The 18,377-nt window shown below is 68.9% G+C and carries 19 protein-coding genes and 1 pseudogene; 14 read left to right on the top strand and 6 right to left on the bottom strand.

The genetic code is table 11. The annotated features are described in order from the left end of the window. The first annotated feature begins 497 nt into the window (after positions 1-497). From StrepF001_RS41065 to StrepF001_RS41085, 5 genes are all read left to right on the top strand, one after another. Entirely contained in the window at positions 498-836 is a 339-nt protein-coding gene (locus StrepF001_RS41065) for an antibiotic biosynthesis monooxygenase family protein (RefSeq protein ID WP_129803178.1), read from the top strand. Then, entirely contained in the window at positions 833-1,720 is an 888-nt protein-coding gene (locus tag StrepF001_RS41070) for an NAD(P)-dependent oxidoreductase (RefSeq protein ID WP_129803179.1), read from the top strand. The genes StrepF001_RS41065 and StrepF001_RS41070 overlap by 4 nt, the downstream gene beginning before the upstream one ends. Then, positions 1,717-2,688, top strand: a complete 972-nt coding sequence (locus tag StrepF001_RS41075; RefSeq protein WP_129803180.1) for an amidohydrolase family protein — start codon at positions 1,717-1,719, stop codon at positions 2,686-2,688. Before StrepF001_RS41070 ends, StrepF001_RS41075 begins: the two co-directional genes overlap by 4 nt. Next, on the top strand, positions 2,685-3,926 hold the full coding sequence (locus StrepF001_RS41080) for a cytochrome P450 (protein ID WP_129803181.1): 1,242 nt from the start codon (positions 2,685-2,687) through the stop codon (positions 3,924-3,926). Before StrepF001_RS41075 ends, StrepF001_RS41080 begins: the two co-directional genes overlap by 4 nt. Positions 3,927-4,418: 492 nt before the next feature. Further along, the gene (locus tag StrepF001_RS41085) at positions 4,419-5,132 is read left to right on the top strand and encodes a CAP domain-containing protein (RefSeq protein WP_129803182.1); all 714 of its coding nucleotides are present in this window, start codon (positions 4,419-4,421) and stop codon (positions 5,130-5,132) included. On the opposite strand, the gene StrepF001_RS41090 is transcribed toward StrepF001_RS41085, so the two are convergent. Next, positions 5,099-6,415, bottom strand: a complete 1,317-nt coding sequence (locus StrepF001_RS41090; protein WP_346657014.1) for a PP2C family protein-serine/threonine phosphatase — start codon at positions 6,413-6,415, stop codon at positions 5,099-5,101. The genes StrepF001_RS41085 and StrepF001_RS41090 overlap by 34 nt on opposite strands. Before the next feature lie 469 nt (positions 6,416-6,884). Here StrepF001_RS41090 and StrepF001_RS49070 point away from each other — a divergent pair, with 469 nt between their 5' ends. From StrepF001_RS49070 to StrepF001_RS41110, 5 genes are all read left to right on the top strand, one after another. Next, on the top strand, positions 6,885-7,082 hold the full coding sequence (locus StrepF001_RS49070; RefSeq protein ID WP_240797937.1) for a hypothetical protein: 198 nt from the start codon (positions 6,885-6,887) through the stop codon (positions 7,080-7,082). Positions 7,083-7,383: 301 nt separating this feature from the next. Beyond that, positions 7,384-7,533 carry a hypothetical protein gene (locus tag StrepF001_RS46040; protein ID WP_165396543.1) on the top strand — a complete coding sequence of 50 codons (150 nt, stop codon included), beginning with the start codon at positions 7,384-7,386 and terminating at the stop codon, positions 7,531-7,533. Positions 7,534-8,042: 509 nt separating this feature from the next. Continuing rightward, positions 8,043-8,366 carry a hypothetical protein gene (locus tag StrepF001_RS41100; protein WP_129803184.1) on the top strand — a complete coding sequence of 108 codons (324 nt, stop codon included), beginning with the start codon at positions 8,043-8,045 and terminating at the stop codon, positions 8,364-8,366. 311 nt (positions 8,367-8,677) lie between these two features. Further along, entirely contained in the window at positions 8,678-9,703 is a 1,026-nt protein-coding gene (locus tag StrepF001_RS41105) for an alcohol dehydrogenase (RefSeq protein WP_129803185.1), read from the top strand. A gap of 44 nt (positions 9,704-9,747) precedes the next feature. Next, positions 9,748-10,362 (top strand): GPP34 family phosphoprotein, encoded by a 615-nt coding sequence (locus StrepF001_RS41110; RefSeq protein WP_129803186.1) that lies wholly within the window; start codon positions 9,748-9,750, stop codon positions 10,360-10,362. A 39-nt stretch (positions 10,363-10,401) separates the two neighbouring features. Here the strand turns inward: StrepF001_RS41110 and StrepF001_RS41115 are convergent, their stop codons facing one another. Further along, the gene (locus StrepF001_RS41115; RefSeq protein ID WP_129803187.1) at positions 10,402-10,593 is read right to left on the bottom strand and encodes a hypothetical protein; all 192 of its coding nucleotides are present in this window, start codon (positions 10,591-10,593) and stop codon (positions 10,402-10,404) included. 190 nt (positions 10,594-10,783) lie between these two features. On the opposite strand from StrepF001_RS41115, the gene StrepF001_RS41120 reads away from it, so the two are divergent. Then, positions 10,784-11,917, top strand: a complete 1,134-nt coding sequence (locus StrepF001_RS41120) for a glutathione-independent formaldehyde dehydrogenase (protein WP_129803214.1) — start codon at positions 10,784-10,786, stop codon at positions 11,915-11,917. 173 nt (positions 11,918-12,090) lie between these two features. On the opposite strand, the gene StrepF001_RS41125 is transcribed toward StrepF001_RS41120, so the two are convergent. Continuing rightward, positions 12,091-13,569 (bottom strand): glutamate-cysteine ligase family protein, encoded by a 1,479-nt coding sequence (locus StrepF001_RS41125; protein WP_129803188.1) that lies wholly within the window; start codon positions 13,567-13,569, stop codon positions 12,091-12,093. A gap of 130 nt (positions 13,570-13,699) precedes the next feature. On the opposite strand from StrepF001_RS41125, the pseudogene StrepF001_RS49075 reads away from it, so the two are divergent. After that, positions 13,700-14,192 (top strand): annotated as a pseudogene (locus StrepF001_RS49075) (polysaccharide pyruvyl transferase family protein); the annotation flags it as partial. Here StrepF001_RS49075 and StrepF001_RS41135 read toward each other — a convergent pair. From StrepF001_RS41135 to StrepF001_RS41145, 3 genes are all read right to left on the bottom strand, one after another. Further along, on the bottom strand, positions 14,174-15,337 hold the full coding sequence (locus StrepF001_RS41135) for an NAD-dependent formate dehydrogenase (RefSeq protein WP_129803189.1): 1,164 nt from the start codon (positions 15,335-15,337) through the stop codon (positions 14,174-14,176). The pseudogene StrepF001_RS49075 and the gene StrepF001_RS41135 overlap by 19 nt on opposite strands. Positions 15,338-15,506: 169 nt before the next feature. After that, positions 15,507-15,842: a hypothetical protein gene (locus StrepF001_RS41140; RefSeq protein ID WP_129803190.1), complete on the bottom strand. Its 336-nt coding sequence runs from the start codon at positions 15,840-15,842 to the stop codon at positions 15,507-15,509. A 281-nt stretch (positions 15,843-16,123) separates the two neighbouring features. Next, on the bottom strand, positions 16,124-17,068 hold the full coding sequence (locus tag StrepF001_RS41145; RefSeq protein ID WP_129803191.1) for a hypothetical protein: 945 nt from the start codon (positions 17,066-17,068) through the stop codon (positions 16,124-16,126). 233 nt (positions 17,069-17,301) lie between these two features. Between StrepF001_RS41145 and StrepF001_RS41150 the strand changes: the two genes are divergently transcribed. Both StrepF001_RS41150 and StrepF001_RS41155 read left to right on the top strand, forming a co-directional pair. Next, positions 17,302-17,781: a MarR family winged helix-turn-helix transcriptional regulator gene (locus StrepF001_RS41150; RefSeq protein WP_240797938.1), complete on the top strand. Its 480-nt coding sequence runs from the start codon at positions 17,302-17,304 to the stop codon at positions 17,779-17,781. A 145-nt stretch (positions 17,782-17,926) separates the two neighbouring features. After that, positions 17,927-18,370: a helix-turn-helix transcriptional regulator gene (locus StrepF001_RS41155; protein WP_129803192.1), complete on the top strand. Its 444-nt coding sequence runs from the start codon at positions 17,927-17,929 to the stop codon at positions 18,368-18,370. The last annotated feature ends 7 nt before the right edge of the window (positions 18,371-18,377 follow it).

An 18,377-nucleotide genomic window follows, 5' to 3' on the forward strand; every position in this document is an offset into this window, starting at 1 on the left:
CCGCGAAGGGGAGGGTGTCGGTGAGCACGACGGCACCAGTGATCACGGCGGCGCCGGTGAGGGCGACGACGAGGGCCGTGCGGCGGGTACGGAGGCCACGACGGGGGCGCTCCGTCCCAGCCGGTTCGCGCGGGGGGCGGGTGAACGACGCCTTCACCGGAGCACCCCGTGGGTGCCTCGGCTGCCGGCAGTCGCGATCTCCATGGCCGCACTATGCCAGCAAGCATCGCTAAATCCGATTATCTCCTGAGTTCTTCCGTCGAACGCCGCCTGAATTCGCCCCGATTCGCAAGGGCCGCGAAGAGCCCCGTTCGTGTGACGCCATCCGCGTCCGGCAGTCGCGAAACGGAACGCCACCCCACTCACCCCAACAGACCAACAACGCAGCGTAAAGGCCTTGTCCCGACTGGCCCGTCCCCCATTCGGAGTTGCGGCCGCACGAGGGTCATGAGTCGGTAGGAGTCGTGTCCTGCCGGATCTCACCATCAGGAGGAGACATGGGCACCAAGCAGAAGGGCCATTCGGCCGACAAGCTGTCCGTCGTTTTCACCGTCCGAGTGATCGAGGGCGGCGAGCAAGGGTTCCTGGATCTGTACGACAAGATCCGCAAGACCGTGGCCCGCACCCCCGGCCACATCGTCGAGCGGCTGGGAGAACCCGTGGACGACTCCCGTCAGTGGGTGATCACCAGTGAATGGGAGACGCCCGAGGCGTTCTTCGCCTGGCAGCAGAGCGAGGAGCACCGCGAACTGGTCGCTCCGCTGCGCCAGTGGGTCGACTCGACGCAGTCGCTCCGGTTCCGGGTCGTCAAGGAGACCGTGGGGGCGGCGTCATGACGCGTACGACCAACGGCCCCGTAGCCGTACTCGGACTCGGCGCCATGGGCACCGGCCTGGCCACCCGCCTCCTCGACCAGGGAGTGCAGGTCCGGGTCTGGAACCGCACCGCGGAGCGGGTCGAACCGCTCGTCAAGGCGGGTGCCTTCGCGGCGGCCCGCCCCGCTGACGCCGCCGCAGGCACGAGCGCCGTCATCTGCTCCGTCGCCGACGGCGAAGCCCTCGGCACCGTGCTGCGCGGACCGGACGGAGTGCTGGCGGGCGGGCCCTACCCCGGTGTCCTGATCTGCGCCAGCACCGTCGCTCCCGACGAGGTCGTCCAGATCGCCGGGGACGTCCCCTCCGTTCTGGACGTCGGCATGCTCGGCAACCGTGACCACGCCCGCGACGGCGAGCTGCGGCTGTTCGTCGGCGGCGAGGAGCGGGTGTTCAACGCCGGCCGCCCGCTGCTGGAGATGCTGGGCAAGGAGGTCGTCCATCTGGGCGCACTCGGTTCCGGCATGCGGATGAAGCTGCTCCTCAACCTGCTGATGGGCATAGAGGTGCAGGCCCTGGCCGAGGCCAGCGAGCTGGCGACCGCCTCCGGAATCGACCGGCAGCTGGCCCTCAAGACGATCGCGGGCAGCGGCTTCGCCTCGCCGGTCATGGCGTTCAAGTCCAAGCGCCTGGCCTCCGGTCGTTTCGACAAGCCGGACTTCCGGCTGCGGCTGATGGCCAAAGACCTCATGCTCGCTTCCAAGCAGGCAGCGGCGGTCGGCCTGAGTCTGCCGCTGGCGACCGCCGCAGCCGAAACCCACGTCCGCGCCGCCGGGCAAGGGCTGGGTGACGAGGACTGTGCCGCGGTCGTCCGCGCACTCACACCGAAACCGGGAAGCGATACATGATCATCGACATCCACGGGCATCTGTCCCCACCGGAGGCGGCCGAACGCTTCCCCATGCCCCCCAGCCTCACCGACGTCGACGGCATGCTCGCCGCTCGCGCCGAGGCCGGGATCGACCTGACCATCATCGGCAGCCCCGTCGGTGCCGGCGCGATGGCGCGGGTCCCGGGCGTGGACAACTACGCGCAACCACGCGACCGGCTGCGCGGCTTCCACGCCTGGATGTCAGGCCTGATCGCCAAGTTCCCGGACCAGTTGCGCGGGTACGTGTACGCCAACCCGTTCGGCGACGACGATCACCTGGAAGGAGTGGCGGAGACCCTGGCGGACCCCGCCTTCGTCGGGCTGATCACCACGTCCAGCGTCCACGGAGAGCTGCTCGGCTCCCCGCGTGCCGACTCCTTCTTCGCGCTGGCCGCGGAGGCGGGGGTGCCGGTCATGGTGCACGCCCCGGCCGAACCGGTCGGCACGGAACGGGTCGACGAGCTCGGTTTCGTCGAGCAGATCGGCCGGTTCGGCGACGTCACCATCGGCATGGCCATGATCGCGTTCGCGGGATGGCTGGAGAAGTACCCCGATCTGCGGCTGATCGGCGCAACCGGCGGCGGCGCGATGGCGCTGCTGCCGGAGCGACTGCAGACGGCGGCGCGCCCCCGGCACTGGGCCGGGGGCGCACCGCCCCCCGGCCGGGCCGCGGCGCCGGCCACCGCCCCGCCGGCTGCCGACCCGGCCGCGGCGCTGAAACGCATGTACGTCGACACCAGCCCGTTCAGCCCGGCGCACCTGAGCCTCAACGCGGAGGTGCTGGGGCCCGAACGGATGCTGTTCGGCACCGACTCACCGCCGATGGCGGCGCCGCTGGAGGACTTCATCCGCATGATCGAGAAGCTGCCGGTCGACAAGGTGTCCCAGCAGCGCATCCTCGGCGGCAACGCCGAGGCCGTCTTCGACCTGAGGAGTCGTCCGTGATCACCACGCAAGACGCCGTCACCGCGGCCGAGCGGTGCACCCCGGAGTACCGGCGCAACCCGCACGCGGTGTACGCCCTGCTCCGGGAAGCGGCGCCGGTCTGCCCCATGAAACCGCCGCACGGCAACGAGACGTACCTGATCACACGGTACGAGGACGCACGGGCCGCCCTGTCGGACCCGCGGTTGAGCAAGGACATGTACGGGGCCATGGACGCCTACCGGAGCATCTTCGGTGACTCGTCCGTGGCGCTGGACGACAACATGCTCAACTCCGACCCGCCCAAGCACACCCGGCTGCGCAAGCTGGTCAACTCCGCGTTCACCCCACGGCGCGTGGAGGCGCTGCGGCCGCAGATCCAGGACATCGTCGAGAGCCTGCTCGACGAGTGCCCGACCAGGGAGCCCTTCGACCTGCTGCCCGCCTTCGCGTTCCCGCTGCCGATCATCGTGATCTGCGAACTGCTCGGGGTGCCGGCGCAGGAGCGGTCGCTGATGCAGCACCTGTCCACCACCGTGGCGCAGACCGGTTTCAGCGAGGAGTCCAAGCAGGCCCAGCAGAAGGCCGAGGAGGATCTGCACGCGTACTTCACGGACCTCATCGCGGCAAAGCGCAGCCACCCGGGTGACGATCTGCTGAGCGCGCTCACCGCAGTCCAGGACAACGACGGTGGGCTCACCGAGAACGAGCTGGTCTCCACGGCGTTCCTGCTGATGTTCGCGGGCCACAAGACGACCGCGTACCTCATCGGCAATGCCGTCCACCACCTGCTGTCCCATCCCGCACAGCTCCGCGCCGTGCAGGAGAACCCGGAACTGGTCGGCCCGGCGGTCGAGGAACTGGTGCGCTACGACGGCTCCGTGGAGACCTCGACGTTCCGCTACGCGACCGAGGACGTGGAGTACGGCGGGACGCGGATCCCGAAGGGCGCCCTGGTCCAGGTCGCGCTCAGTTCGGCCAACCGCGACCCGCAGAAGTTCGACGCCCCGGACGAGCTCGATGTGCTGCGGCCGGGGAACGCGCAGAACGCCCATCTGGGGTTCGGGCACGGCAGCCACTACTGCCTGGGAGCCCCGCTGGCCCGGCTGGAGATGCAGCTGGCTCTCACCGGCCTGTTCGGCCGGTTCCCGAGGATGACGCCGGCCGGCCCCGCGGACGAGGCGAAGTGGATGGAGGTTCCCTTCCCGGCCTTCCGCGGCCTCGCGGAGCTGCCGGTCGTGCTCGACCCTGCCGGGTGACCGACAGACCGATCCGCTCACAGCCACGCCGAACGGGCCCCTCCACCGAGGGGCCCGTTCGGCGTTCTCGGAAATGGTTGCAGCGGCTTGCAGTGACATCCGTCACGCGGACTTCGCGCGTCAACGTGGTGCGGTAGTACAAGGCGGCCGGGCGATATAGGGGGACTTGCCGCCCGGAAGCAGACATACGGCGCACCTGAGCCGATGGCGTGAAGGTGACCCGCTTCCTCCACACTGCCGTCCCCTCATGTACGGCTTCCTGACGGAGTGCCAGACCTTGCCGTGCTCCGGTGGGCCGGTTCAGCACACCCCTGCGCTCGTTTCAAGGGCCTTCGGCGACTACGACGCCAGGTAGTAGCGGCGCTCGTTGCCCCTCCTTCACTCGGGTTTTAACAATGACGGCCCCAGAAGGCGTCACCGCAGGTCAGGCACAGCGTCCGAGCACAGCTGACCCCACCGGAGGCACCCCCGCGACGACCGAGCGAGGTCCACATGAGGAAGCACCGCAGGAAGACGCGCCACCGGCACATAGCCATCGCTGCCGTCGCACTGAGCGCGCTGGCCGTACCGTCCGCCGCCATGGCCTGTCTGAACGATGAGGGCGCCGAGGGCGCCGAGTCCTACGGTCAGTGGGAGAACTGGAAGAACGCGGCCTCGCAGGAGCGGTGGCAGGGCCGCGAGTGGACCTCGCGGCCCGCGGCGCCTGCTTCGCAGGCACCTACCGCGCCGAGCTCGCAGGTACCCACCCCGCCGACCTCGACGGAAGCCTCGGAGCCAAAGACGTCCACCTCCGCGTCTCCGAGCACCACCGACGCGGCGGCCCCGGCGTCCGGTGCCGTGGCTCGCGTCGTGTCCCTGGTCAACAGCGAGCGCAGCAAGGCCGGTTGCTCGCCGGTGACCGTGAACGCGAAGCTCACGAAGGCCGCCCAGGACCACAGCGCGGACATGGCGAGCCACAAGAACATGTCGCACACGGGCTCCGACGGTTCCGACCCGGGCGAACGGATCACGCGCGCCGGCTACAACTGGAGGACCTACGGCGAGAACGTCGCCTACGGCTACTCCAGCCCCGAGCAGGTCATGGCGGGCTGGATGTCCAGCCCCGGCCACAAGCGCAACATCCTGAACTGCGGTTTCAAGGAGATCGGAGTCGGTCTCGCCCAGCCCGGCAACTACTGGACGCAGAACTTCGGCACGGCCCGCTGACCGCTCGACCGGAGCCACTGCCGGTTCCATGCGCCCGCCCCGGGGCCAGTCCCGGGGCGGGCGCATGGAACCGGCAGCGAACCCGTCCCGGCAGCGGCCATGGGCCACTTCCGGCGAGCAGGGGGAGGCGGGGTGGTCCCGGGAGCCGGTGCTTCGTCTGTGCCGCGGTCTGTGTCGTGGTGGAAGCCGTTGGTGTGGATCATGTGCCTGAGGTGGTGGACCGGCCTGAGTATGGGCGCGCGTTGGATCACCACCATGGCGACGTCGTCGCCCGGGAGACCACCGACATGAGCCATGAGGTCCTCGTGGATGTGGTGCAGCAGGGCTTCGGGACCGCTCCCGGTCCACCGGGCGACGCGTTCGGTCAGCGGATAGAAGGACCCGTCGGCGTCTCTGGCCTCGATCACGCCGTCGGTGTAGAGCAGCAGCGTGTCGTCGTCCTCCAAGGTGAACGGGTCGGGTGTGAAGCCGGTCCTGGGTAGCTCGCACATGCCCAGCGGGGGCTCGGGGTGGCGGGCGTACAGGGTGGTCACCTGGTCCCCGCACAGCAGCAGGGGCGGAGGGTGCCCGCAGTTGATCATCTGGGCCAGGGAGCCCTCGTCGGGAATGTCGAGTATCAGCGCGGTGACGAAGCGCTCCTGCAACTCGTCGACGGCCTCGGCGTGAGGGGCGTGCTCGGACAGATGCCGGCGGATGCTGCCTTCCAGGGCGCTTGGGAGGTCGACCGGATTGCAGCACCGGTGACCGGCCTCCCGGAAGGCGCCCATCAGAAGTGAGGCCTCGTTGATGGAGGGCAGACCTTTGCCCCGGACGTCACCGATGATCAGTCGGGTGCTGTCCGCGGTGCGCGTCGCCGCGTAGAGGTCGCCGCCGATCTGCGCCTCGTCCTCGGCGGCCAGGTACAGCGAGGCCATCCGCAGCGGGCCCATTCTGTGCGGCAGCGGCCGTAGAACCACCCGCTGTGCAGCTTCGGAGACAGACCGCACCCGGGCCAACTGACGCACGCGCCGCTCGCGTTGCCGACAGAAAATCACCACCAGGAGCGAGATGACCGCCAGGGCGGCGATCTGCACCTGGTGATTGGGGGTGAACCCGCCACGCAGCACGGCGATGACGGTCTGGGCGGTCACGGCCAGTGCGCCGATGAACGCGGTGAGTCGGGAACCGGCGAACGACGGGGTGATGGCGGGTGCCACGACCAGAAGGGGCCCGAGATGGATGTGGCGCGGAGCCATGACGTCCACAACCGTGATCACGACGATCAGCGCAAGGGGAATCGTCACCAGCGCGTGGCCCGGTTGCCATGGCCGCCACAGATCCGCAAGGCGCCGCCGCAAACCCATACCTACAGTCTGCTCTCCTGCCGCGGCGAAGCAGTCCGCAGCATGCCCCGGGGCTCGGGGCTCGGGGCGCAACCTGAGGCAGGGGCTTTGGACCCCGACCATCTCGAGTCTCCTGTCAATTCCGTCCGCCCCCGTTCGTCGGTGGGGTGCAGGAAGCTCGTGAGGTACTGGGAGGCACCATGAAGTACATGCTGCTCGTCTGCGGCGACGAGACCGCCGACGCTTCGGGCGTGCCCCGTCGAACCCTGGGCCGAGGAACTCGGCACCGAACGCGGCGTACGGCTCCCGTTCCTACGACCCCATCGGTGCGCTCACCGCCGGCGCCGCACTCGTCATCTGCGTATACGCCCTCGTCGAGGCCCGGTCCACAGCCCCCTTCGTACCGCTGCGGCTGCTGCGTTCACCCTCGGTGAGCGGCAGCAACCTGGTGTTCCTGTTCGGCAGCTGCGCCTTCAGGATGTCGTACGCCCTGTCCCGGTACGGCCAGGTCGTGCTCGGCCTCTCGCCGCTGCGCTTCGGCCTCTACAACGTCGTGCTGCGCCGGTCCGGGCCGACGGTGCGGACCGAGCGGAGTTCGGATGTCACGGTGCGTCAAGTGCGTTCTTGATCACCTTCACCCGCCGCGCGCGCAGGGGGCCGCGGCGGGTGGTGCTGAACTTGCGGGGTGTCGGCCGGACCCGCCGTCCGGCAACTCCCGGTCCCCGGCCGCCGACCCGTACCCAGGCGGCGGAACTCCCGCAGGTCGCCCGTACTTGCGGGGAGGGAGGGCGCAGTGACCTGCAAGGCGATCCCGAGGTCCGCCCGACCGTCAAACGCAGCCTTGCCCGACCCCGGGGCGGGGCGGCGCCGCACATGCCGCTGGGATTCTCGTCCAATCCGACCACGGACAGGGCGCCTTGGAGGAGTCAATGGCCGCCGATCTCGAGGACGCGGCCTCCCGCATGTGCCTGAGAGGCCAACTCGACTGTCTTGTACAGGAATGGAAAGACGTCCTGACCATTCCCGGTGCGGACCTGTGCATGGTCAGCACATGGCAGCAGCCGCAAGCAGTGACGTGAGGGAGCTCGGCCTTCTCCGCGTCGTCGGCATACGCGGCCATTTCGGCGTGGTAGGGCGTATCCGTCGCTGGTGACGTCGTGCAGTGTGTGCGGCGCGGGCCTGCGGACGACGGCCTGTCACACTCCCGGATCGGCATCGGCGTCCAGGCCGCTATGCTGTCAATTCTGCCGGTATCAATGGATTTGCTCGTTTCGAGATGCCGCATCACGGGTGCGGAGCTAGGGTCTAAAAGTGAGAGCCGCATCCCGGGGCACGCCCCCGGTCGGCGAGGTACCTGCACAGTGAGGACCGCGACCGTAGCGCCGCCCCGCGCAACATTGCGCGGCTGGCAAGTGGCGTCGGCGGCCGATAGGTGCTTCTCATAGTCATGCGGCGACGCCTAATGACCGCGCCCCGCACGCTCCGTTTATTGCGGCCGCGGCCATCCATCTCGTGCGCGAGAGTCGCGCGAGACGATGGAAGGAAAGGTATAGCCATGCGATCAACCCGCACGAGGCGTCTCATTGCGATGTCCGCCAGCACGATCCTGATGGCTGGTGGCGCCGCGATCGGCGCATCGGGCGCGGCCTCGGCGGCCGTCCCGACCAGCTACGACCACAGCTACAGCGACTACAACGGCGACGATCATCACGGGTGGGACGACGACGACCACGACGATGATGACGACGACAACGGCCACGGCGACTGGGACGATGACGACAACGGCCACGGCGACGATGACGACAACGGCCACGACAACGGGAACGGCCACGACAACGGCAACGGCCATGGCAACGGGAACGGCCATGGCAACGGGAACGGCCACGGCAACGGCCACGGCAACGGCCACTGACAGACACAGTGGACGCCACCGCTGACAGTGGCAGCTGTATCACCGCAATGCGCGACTCCTCTCCGGGAGTCGCGCATCGCGTTCGCCCTCCTGCACCCGGCCTCAGCAACCTCGCTCGGAGTGCGCCGGGCCTCAGCCGCGCCGGAAAGGAACGCCGGCAACAGCAGCGCCGCTGCACCGAGCGCCGATCGTGGGTCGCTCCGGCTCCGAGCCGCACAGCTCGCCGACCAGCATTCCGGCGCGCGCGATCGGAGCGGAACTGGTCTGCTGGAAGTGCAGGGCTGCGGCCCCCGATCCGGGGAGAGATCCATATGAATACATATCGCGTCGCGCAGGTCGCGGCCCCTGGCGGGCCGTTCGAGATCGTTGAGCGTGAGGTGCCGCAGCCGGGTCCGGGCCAGGTACGGGTGGCTGTGGACGCCTGCGGGATCTGTCACAGCGATGCCGGCATGGTCGACGCCGCGTTTCCGGGCGTACGGTTTCCTCTGGTTCCCGGGCATGAGATCGCCGGGCGCATCGAAGAGCTCGGTGAGGGCGCGGAAAGCCGCGGCTGGCGCGCCGGCGAGCGGGTGGCGATAGGTTGGTTCGGCGGTAGCTGCGGCCACTGCACGCCCTGTCGGCAGGGCGACTTCATCGTGTGCGTGAATCTGAAGGTTCCCGGATGGGCATACGACGGCGGTTTCGCCGAGGCGGTGATCGCACCGGTGGATGCCCTCGCCCGGATCCCCGACGCGCTGGCGCCCACGGATGCCGGGCCCTTCGCCTGCGCCGGTGTGACCATGTACAACGGACTGCGGCGCAGCTCCGGACAGCCGGGTGACCTGGTCGCTGTACTCGGCCTCGGTGGTCTCGGTCACCTGGGGGTGCAGTACGCCGTAGCGATGGGCTTCGAGACCGTGGCCATCGCCCGCGGAGCTGCCAAAGCCGACTTCGCCAAGCAACTCGGCGCGCACCACTACATCGACAGCACTGCGGACACCCCCGTCGCGGACGCGTTGCAGTCCCTCGGTGGCGCCAAGGTCGTGCTGGCCACCGCCGGCAGCTCCGACGCGATCACGGCGACCGTCGACGGGTTGTCCCATCGCGGCGAACTGGTGGTCATCGGCGCGACCTTCGACCCGATGGGCATCAGCCCGGCCCAGCTGATCATGCAAGGCCTGATCGTGCGCGGTCATCCGTCCGGCACCGCGCAGGATGTGCAGGACACCATGGCATTCAGCGCCTTGAACGGGATCCGCCCGATGACCGAGATCATGCCGCTGGACCAGGCCGATGAGGCCTACCAGAAGATGCTCTCCGGCGCCGCACGGTTCCGTATGGTGCTCACACCCCGCTGAAAACACCCCACTCATGTTCCAGCATCTCGAGGCGAAGCCGATCCATGACCACATCACGGGACCTGATGATCATCGCCATCGACGTGGCGCCCCACCACCCTGTGGAACAAGGTGACCTTTCGCTCGCTCTCGCAGGAGCCGAGGTGCTCGATCTCCTCGATGCCCAGGCCATCACCCTGGACGGCGAGTACATCGTGCCTGGCCACCGGCCGACCGCACCCGACTCCCTGCTGGATCAGGCCGCATCGTCACTGGTCCGCGAAGCGCCGTACGAGACGGTCGGCGACTGGCTGTGGCGCAGAGGTCGCGGTCTGTCCGCGGCGTATCTGGCGGCCCTTGAAGCGGAAGGACAGCTCCGTCGGCAACACCACCGCAGGAACCCCTTCCGGACCAGCAGTGTCGTGCCGACCGATGCACCGGACCACCGTGCGGCGGCACAACACTGGGCCTCGGACGAGCCCACCCTGGCCGCTCTGGCGGCCGCCATCGGGATTCATCGCCGGGCCGGAGAGGACTCTGCCGACTTCCCGAGTGCGCACAACGGCGCTGTGGACACCGTGCTGGCCGCCGTGCACGACGCACTGATGCAACTGGAGGCCATACGGCAACGACGTGCTATCGAGCAGGCCGCGTTCGACAACATCTGGCGCGGCGAATGACGACCCTCGCTTGTCCCTGCCGGGACCGGGACGGATCTGTCAGGGCTCGGCGATGTCCTCGCGGAGGCCGTCGGAGAACTCCCACCAGGCAAGAGGGAGCCAGTCGCCGTTCACGAACCCGTCGACAGTTGCGCCACGGCCGCGGACGGTGACCGTGGTGCCGGGCGGGTACGAGGTGCCGGACAGGCCGAGCACAGGGACGAGCAAGGTTCCGAGCCGCTGTGCCATCACGTGTCCCGACCTCCCTTCACGGGTCTCGGTGCGAAGCGCGATACGCAAAAAAACGATACGCGATGAGTCCTTCCGAGATTACCGGCTTGCCCCAGCCCGCGGGCAAGAGAACCATGAGGAGTAGGTCACACAAACGGGGGCGCTCCCGCGGGCAATCCGCGTGCACATCACCGGTCAGGAGATGGAAGAGATGAAAGCCGTCGTCTACAAAGGACCTTTCAGCGTCGCGATCGAAGATGTCGACAAGCCGACCCTCCAGCAACCGAACGACGTGATCGTAAAGATCACATCCACGGCGATCTGCGGCTCGGACCTGCACATGTACGAGGGACGTACGGCGGCAGAGCCCGGAATCGTGTTCGGCCACGAGAACATGGGAATCATCGAGGAATGCGGCCAGGGCGTCACCTCCCTCAAGGAGGGCGACCGTGTGGTCATGCCCTTCAACGTCGCCTGCGGGTTCTGCAGGAACTGCGTCGAGGGATACACGGGTTTCTGTGAGACCGTCAACCCCGGTTTCTCGGGCGGGGCTTACGGCTATGTCGCCATGGGCCCGTGGAAGGGCGGTCAGGCGGAATATCTCCGCGTTCCATTCGCCGACTTCAACTGTCTGAAGCTGCCGCCGGGAAACGAGCACGAGACCGACTTCATTCTGCTCGCCGACATCTTCCCCACCGGCTACCACGGTTGTGAACTCGCCCAGGTGCGCCCGGGCGAGAGCGTCTCGGTGTACGGCGGCGGACCGGTCGGGCTCATGGCCGCGTACTCGGCGCTGCTCCGCGGCGCGGCGAAGGTCTTCGTCGTCGACCGGATCCCCGAGCGGCTCGACAAGGCTCGGGAGATCGGCGCCGTCCCGATCAACTTCGCGGAGGGCGACCCGGTGCAGCAGATCAAGGACCAGACGGACGGGGCCGGCACCGACAAGGGCGTCGACGCCGTCGGCTACCAGGCGATGTCCAAGGACGTCGACCACGAGGAGCCCGCGACGGTCCTGAACTCGCTCGTCCAGACGGTTCGCCCCACGGGTGCCCTCGGTGTGCCGGGCCTGTACGTGCCGGCCGACCCCGGAGGCCCGGACGAGCAGGCCAAGAAGGGCATGCTCCTCGTGTCCATCGGCAAGCTCTTCGAGAAGGGCCTGCGGATGGGTACGGGCCAGTGCAACGTGAAGCGCTACAACCGGCACCTGCGCGACATGATCATCGAGGGCCGGGCGAAGCCGAGCTTCGTCGTCTCCCACGAGGTGTCGCTGGACCAGGCACCGGAGGCCTACGACAAGTTCGACAAGCGCGTCGAGGGCTACACCAAGGTCGTCCTGCATCCGTAGGGCGCCGTCCGCATGCGCTGGTGAGGACTCGACTAGCTCGTCGGAGACCGCCAGTGCGTGCTTCCGGGCCCTCACCGGGCCATCCCGCCCCCGTCATGCCGTCGGAGCCGATCACCATGCGCTCCGGGCACGGCGGGGGCCTGCTGTGCCCTGGGAGGCGTGCAGGACCTGCGTCAGTCGACCGGCCACGTGTGGGCCGGGGCATTGAGGTGCATGTAGTCGATGTACTGCTGCGTCATCAGCCGCAGCGCCTCGTGGCGGCCGGTGTGGGTGGAGGCATCGATGTGGTGGAACATCTCCTTCTGCCACACCGCTCCGTTACGGCCGGTGACGCACCGCTGGTCGATGATGCCGAGCAGCGGCTCTCGCCAGGCTTCGTCCATGCCGGAGCGCTCCAGCCCCCGGTGCGCCAGCGGCAGCAGACGCCGCAGGACGAGTTCGGGCACCGGCACCTCGCCCATGCCGGGCCAGTACAGCCGTGCCTCGATGCCGTGCCGCGCCGCCGTGTGCAGGTTCTCCTCGGCGGCCGAGAAGGACATCCGTGACCAGACCGGCCGCTCCTCCTCGACCAGGGCGCGGGTGAGCCCGTAGTAGAAGGCGCCGTTGGCGAGGGTGTCGGCGACGGTCGGGCCGGCGGGCAGTACTCGGTTCTCCACCCTCACATGGGGTTTGTCGTGGGCGACGGCGTAGACCGGACGGTTCCAGCGGTAGATGGTGCCGTTGTGCAGGGTGAGCTCGGCCAGTTCGGGGATGTCGCCGCGGTCCAGCGTCTCCGCGGGGTCCTGCTCGTCGCACAGGGGCAGCAGTGCCGGGAAGTAGCGCAGGTTCTCCTCGAAGAGGTCGAAGACGCTGGTGATCCATCGCTCTCCGAACCACACCCTGGGCCGCACTCCCTGCACCTTGATCTCCTGCGGACGGGTGTCGGTGGCCTGCTCGAACAGCGGGATGCGGGTTTCGTGCCACAGTTCCTTGCCGAACAGGAACGGTGAGTTGGCGGCCAGCGCGACCTGGACCCCGGCGACCGCCTGCGCGGCGTTCCAGTAGTCGGCGAACTCCTCCGGGGAGACCTGGAGGTGGAACTGGGTGCTGGTGCACGCCGCCTCCGGAGTGATCGTGTCCGCGTAGGTGCGCAGCCGGTCGACACCGTCCACGTCGAGGCGCAGGTCCTCGCCCCGAGCCATGAAGATCTGGTCGTTGAGCAGTCGGTAGCGGGGGTTCTCCGACAGCGCCGCCTCGCCGACGTCCTCAGGCCGCAGTGTGGGAAGGATGCCGACCATGATCAGATGTGCTCCGACCGACCTGGCGCGTTGCTCCGCGTGGTTCAGCGCGCCGCGGATCTCGGACTCCCAGTCGTCGGGGCCGCCCGCCGTCAGCCGGCGGGGCGGAATGTTGATCTCCAGGTTGAAGCGGCCCAGCTCGGTCGACCAGGCGGGATCCGCGATCGCCTCGAGCACATCGACGTTGCGCATCGTCGGCTCGGCCTCGTCGTCGACCAGGTTCAGCTCGATCTCCAGTCCCACCCGGGGCCGCCCGGACTCGAACCGTGACTCGCGCAGCATCTGCGCAAACGCGTCGAGGCACTCCTGCATCTTGATCCGGTACCGGCGGCGGTCCTCGCGGGTGAAGACCAACGCCGGGACGTCCCGTCCCATCGGCCCTCCCGGGTTCCCGTCCTCGGACACCTCTCAATCTCCAGCGTCGCACCACCGGGCGACCCGGACCAGGCGGACGAGGATCACTGCAGCGACAGGCGGCTCGTACCGGGCGCCGCCCGGGCCGCTGCGGCGGCACGCCGAGGTCACTGCCGTGGTGACCCGCCGGCTGACCGGCAAGGACTGTGCGCGCCTGGAGCTGGAGCCCCGTCTCGACACGCACGACTGGCGGCTGTTCGCGACATCGGCCCAGCTGTCGTCCGCCCTCGCGGCTGGACGTGGTCGTCACGGACCGGCTGCACGGGCTGGTTCTGTCATTGCGGGCGGGGGAGCCCGCGCTTGCGGTCGACCCGGTCGCGGGCGGGGCGAAGGTGACCGCGCAGCGCGGGCCTGCGGCCGGCCCGCGCTGCGCGCGGTCGAACGACTCGACGCAGCAGGGCTGGACCGCTGGTGGGAGTGGTGTCTGAGCGGGGCGCGGGACCGCCCGGCGGACCCAGCAGCAGCTCCGGCAGGGCGACGTCGTACGGGACGGTACGGACGAGCTGCTTCAGGTCCTGGGGCCCTGCTCCGTCGGGTGGTCGGCCCCGCGGCTCCGCCCTGGTCGTCATCCGGCGACCGTGTAGGAACGCGCTCCCGTTCCGGCGAGACCGCCGCCGTCGACGATCAGGTACTCCGGGCGAACGGGGCGCCCGTCGAGCCAGCTCTCCAGGATCTCCCGGGTGCCGGCGGCATAGCGGGCCTGCGCGGAGAGGGTCGTACCGGACACGTGCGGTGTCATCGCCTCGTACGGCATCGTGCGCCAGGGATGGTCGGGTGGCGGCGGCTGCGGATACCAGACGTCACCGGCGTACCCGGCCAGCTGACCACTGTTCAGTGCCCGCACCACGGCGTCGCGGTTGACGATCAGCGCACGTGCCGTGTTGACGATGTACGAACCCCGCTTCATGGCCCCGATCAGTTCGTCGTCGAAGAGGTTCTGCGTCTGCGGGTGCAGGGGGGTGTGGATCGACAGCACGTCGACCGCGGGGGCCAGGGACCGGGCGTCGGGATGCCAGGTCAGCTCCAGCTCCTGCTCGACCTCCTGGGGCAGCCGGTGCACATCGCAGTAGTGCAGCGTGACGTCGAACGGCTTGAGGCGGCGCAGCACCGCCAGGCCGATACGGCCGGAGCCGAGGACACCGACGTCCATTCCTTCGAGGTCGTAGGCGCGCGAGACGCTGTCGGCGATGTTCCAGCCCTTCTTGGTGGTCACCCACTCGTGGGCGGGCAGGTAGTTGTGCACCAGGGTGAGGATCTGCATGACGGCGTGCTCGGACACGCTGATGCTGTTGCTGTAGGTCACCTCCGCCACGGTCAGGCCGTGGGCGATCGCACTCGGCAGGTCGACGTGGTCCGACCCGATCCCCGCGGTGATCGCCAGCTTGAGCTGGGGAGCGGCGGCGATTCGCTCGGGGGTCAGATAGGCGGGCCAGAAGGGCTGCGAGATCACCACGTCGGCGTCGGGCAACTCACGGTCCAGCGTGGAGTCCGCGCCCTCCTTGTCGGACGTGACGACGAACGTGTGGCCCCGCTCCTCCAGGAAGCGGCGCAGTCCCAGTTCGCCCGAGACACAGCCGAGAAGCTGTCCCGGGGTGAAATCGATGGCTTGCGGGGTGGGCGCGGTCTGACCCCCCGGGTAACCGGTGATGTCGGGAATCTCGTCGCGGGCGTAGTCAGGTGGATAACCGCCCACCGGATCCGGATAGAGCACCGCAATAATCTTTGCCATGGCCGTCCTCCATCGGTGGGGCCATTGCTGCGGTAAACCGGTCGGGCATGTAAACCGGTCGGCACCGACGATCATGAATTTTAGTCGAGTGGAAGTAGGCGCTGCAAACCCCGCGGGCAGTGGCCTGCTGAGCTGATTCGGAGCGGCAACGCCGTTGACGTGCCGTGCATCAGCTCTTGGTGAGGTAGTCGATGCGTCCGTCCTCCCACTGCGCCACGAGGGTGGGGCCTTGTCCGGCGATCCCTGCCTCCGCGGCCTCCGCCACGAATACCTCGGCCCGGTACACCCTCTCCTCCTGTGCGGGCCCGACTTTGAGGTCATTGGTGTTGAGGCAGTCGAGCACGAGTTTCAGCTTCTTCTTCCCGGTGAGGCTCCCGTCGCAGATGTCGCCGTCCCGCCCGGCCGGGCTGCCGAGACTGACGAGTTCCCCCTTGTCGTCCACGGTGAGCGTGTAGAAGGAATTCTGGCTGGCGATCGTGTGATTGAACCAAGTCCCCTTCAGCACGACCTCAGGGCTCCTGGACGGCTGAGAACCCGACGCCCTCGGCGTCCCGGTCCGAGCCGGCGACGCCGTCCTGCTCTCGTCGGCCGGGGCCCCGTCCAGCCTGCCTCCTCCTTCCGTACAGCCCACCGCCATGACCGCGCCGGCCAGCACAAGGGCAGCCACGCCGCCACGCCGCTTACGGGTTCGGTTGTCCATGGCACCTCTCGATCGCTCTCACCCGGGATGGGGCTGTCTACCGGACTCCAACGACCGGCCCGATCCACCGGACACGTCCTGACGGATCAAGCCGCGGCTGCGGCGCGCCGTCGCATCAGGCGGGGGCGCAGGCCGAGCAGGAGCGCGGCGACGGCGGCCCACAGGGCGAGCGTGATCGCAGGGCCTGTTACGTGCGCGCCGTTGAAGTAGCTCAGGTCGGTGATGGCGCGGACGGCGGCGCCCGGTGGCAGCAGGGCGGAGACGGCTCGGGCCGCGGCGGGCAGGAGGTCGGCGCCGATGATGGCACCGCTGGTGGCGTTGCCGAGGGTGAGGAGCAGCAGGGTGGCGACGGGGATTCCTACGGGGCCGAGATACGTGCCGAGGAGTTTGGTCGTGAAGGCGGCGGCTGCTGCCAGGAGCGTGAGGGTGAGGATCAGCGGAACGACCGGGGCCGGGACTGCTCCCAGCGCAGGTCCGGCGACGATCGCGGCGACCGTGCCGATGGCCACGGAGGCGCCGGCCAGCAGCCGGAACCGGTGGCGCAGGTTCAGGTGCCCGGCCAGTCCGAGGGCGTTCGAGCCGAGGACGAAGCCGGCCAGGGTCACGCCGAAGGCCACATAGAAGCCGGCCAGTCCCCGGGCGTCGAAGTGGGTCAGGGGAACGACGTCCTCGGTGGTGAGGTGCTTGCCCGCGTCGTGGGCGTAGGTGCCGACGAGGCTCTTCACCGCCGATGTGGTGGACGCGCCGTCGGCTCCCGCGATCTCCAGGCGCAGTCCGTCCGGGCCGTCGGTGCTGAGGGCGGCGACGACGTCGTGGCGCTCCAGCGCGTCGCGGGCGGCCCCGGTGTCGGCAGCCGGGTGGATGTCGACGCTGTCGCCGAGGGCCTGGTGTATCTCGCCCGGCAGGTCCGGTGTGGTGACGGCGATGGGGACCTGATGGGGCTGGGGGTCGCGCTGCAGGCCGACGTAGCAGCCGATGAAGGCCGCCACGACGACGAGGGCGATCAGTGTCGGTTGGAGCCAGGACCTCACCGGCGGCCGACGGTGAGCGGTGTTGTGGGGCTTGGGTGAGGGCTCAGTCGCTGCCGAGAGTGTGTGGTCGCGCTCGGGAGCGGACGCTGCGGGGGTTTCCATGAAGGGGCTTTCTGACGGAGGGCGCGGGGCGTGCGGGAGGTGGGACGAGGGGTGCGCGCGCCGCGACTGCAGTTACGAGCATATGCTCGTATTTATGGGAGGGCAAGGAGTTACGAGCATAAGCTCGTATCATGGTGGAGAAGGCTCTGGAGGAGATCATGACCGCTACGCCGACGAACCCCGCCCACGCGTGCAACAACCTGGCACTGCGCAAGGCGGCCCGGTACCTCGGCGCGACCTACGACAAGGCGCTGGCCCCGGTCGGTCTTCGGGCCACGCAGTTCAGCATCCTGCAGAAGCTCAGCGCGCACGGGGACGTGACGATCAGCAGCCTTGCCGAAATGATCGCCATGGATCGCACGACGCTGGCGACGAACCTCAAGCCGCTCGCCCGCGAGGGGCTGGTGACCGTGGAGCCGTCGGCAGCCGACCGCCGCGCACGGATCGTCACCATCACACCGGACGGTCTTTCCCGGCTGAAGGCGGCGCTGCCGCTGTGGAAAGCCGTGCAGGCCCAGTTCGAGGAGAAGTTCGGCGCCGACGAGGCAGCCCGGCTGCGTGCATCCCTGGAAGCCGTTCTCGACACCGGCTTCAAGCCCTGGGCCGAGTGAGACACGGCTGCAGGAGGTGCCGGCCGGCAGCAGCAGGAGCAGCAACGCGCCGGGTGGGGCTGGGAGTTGGGCCTGGTGGGAGGGTGTGGGACGAGGCGGGTCGTCGGCGGTGTGGGGCGGTCCGGTGCGGCGTAGGATCTGGCCTGTGACCAGCACAGCCGCCTCGACGCAGCATCTGCGCGACCTCGCGCGGCTGCGTCGCGTTCGTGACCGGATCGATCGGGAGTATGCGCAGCCGCTGGACGTCGAGGCGCTCGCCCGCGGCGTGCACATGTCGGCCGGCCATCTCAGCCGCGAGTTCCGGCGCGCCTATGGCGAGTCGCCGTACAGCTACCTCATGACGCGGCGCATCGAGCGCGCGATGGCGCTGCTGCGCCGTGGCGATCTCAGTGTCACCGAGGTCTGTTTCGCGGTCGGCTGCTCGTCGCTGGGCACCTTCAGCACGCGCTTCACCGAGCTGGTCGGCGTACCGCCCAGCGTCTACCGGCGCGAGGCGGCGCGCACGACGGCGGGGATGCCGTCGTGCGTGGCGAAACAGGTGACCAGACCGATCAGGAATCGAGAAGCACCGGTCCCGAGCCGTGGCTAGCGTGGCT

Source organism: Streptomyces sp. F001 (genome assembly GCF_004187715.1).
GTDB classification, from domain to species: domain Bacteria; phylum Actinomycetota; class Actinomycetes; order Streptomycetales; family Streptomycetaceae; genus Streptomyces; species Streptomyces flavusporus.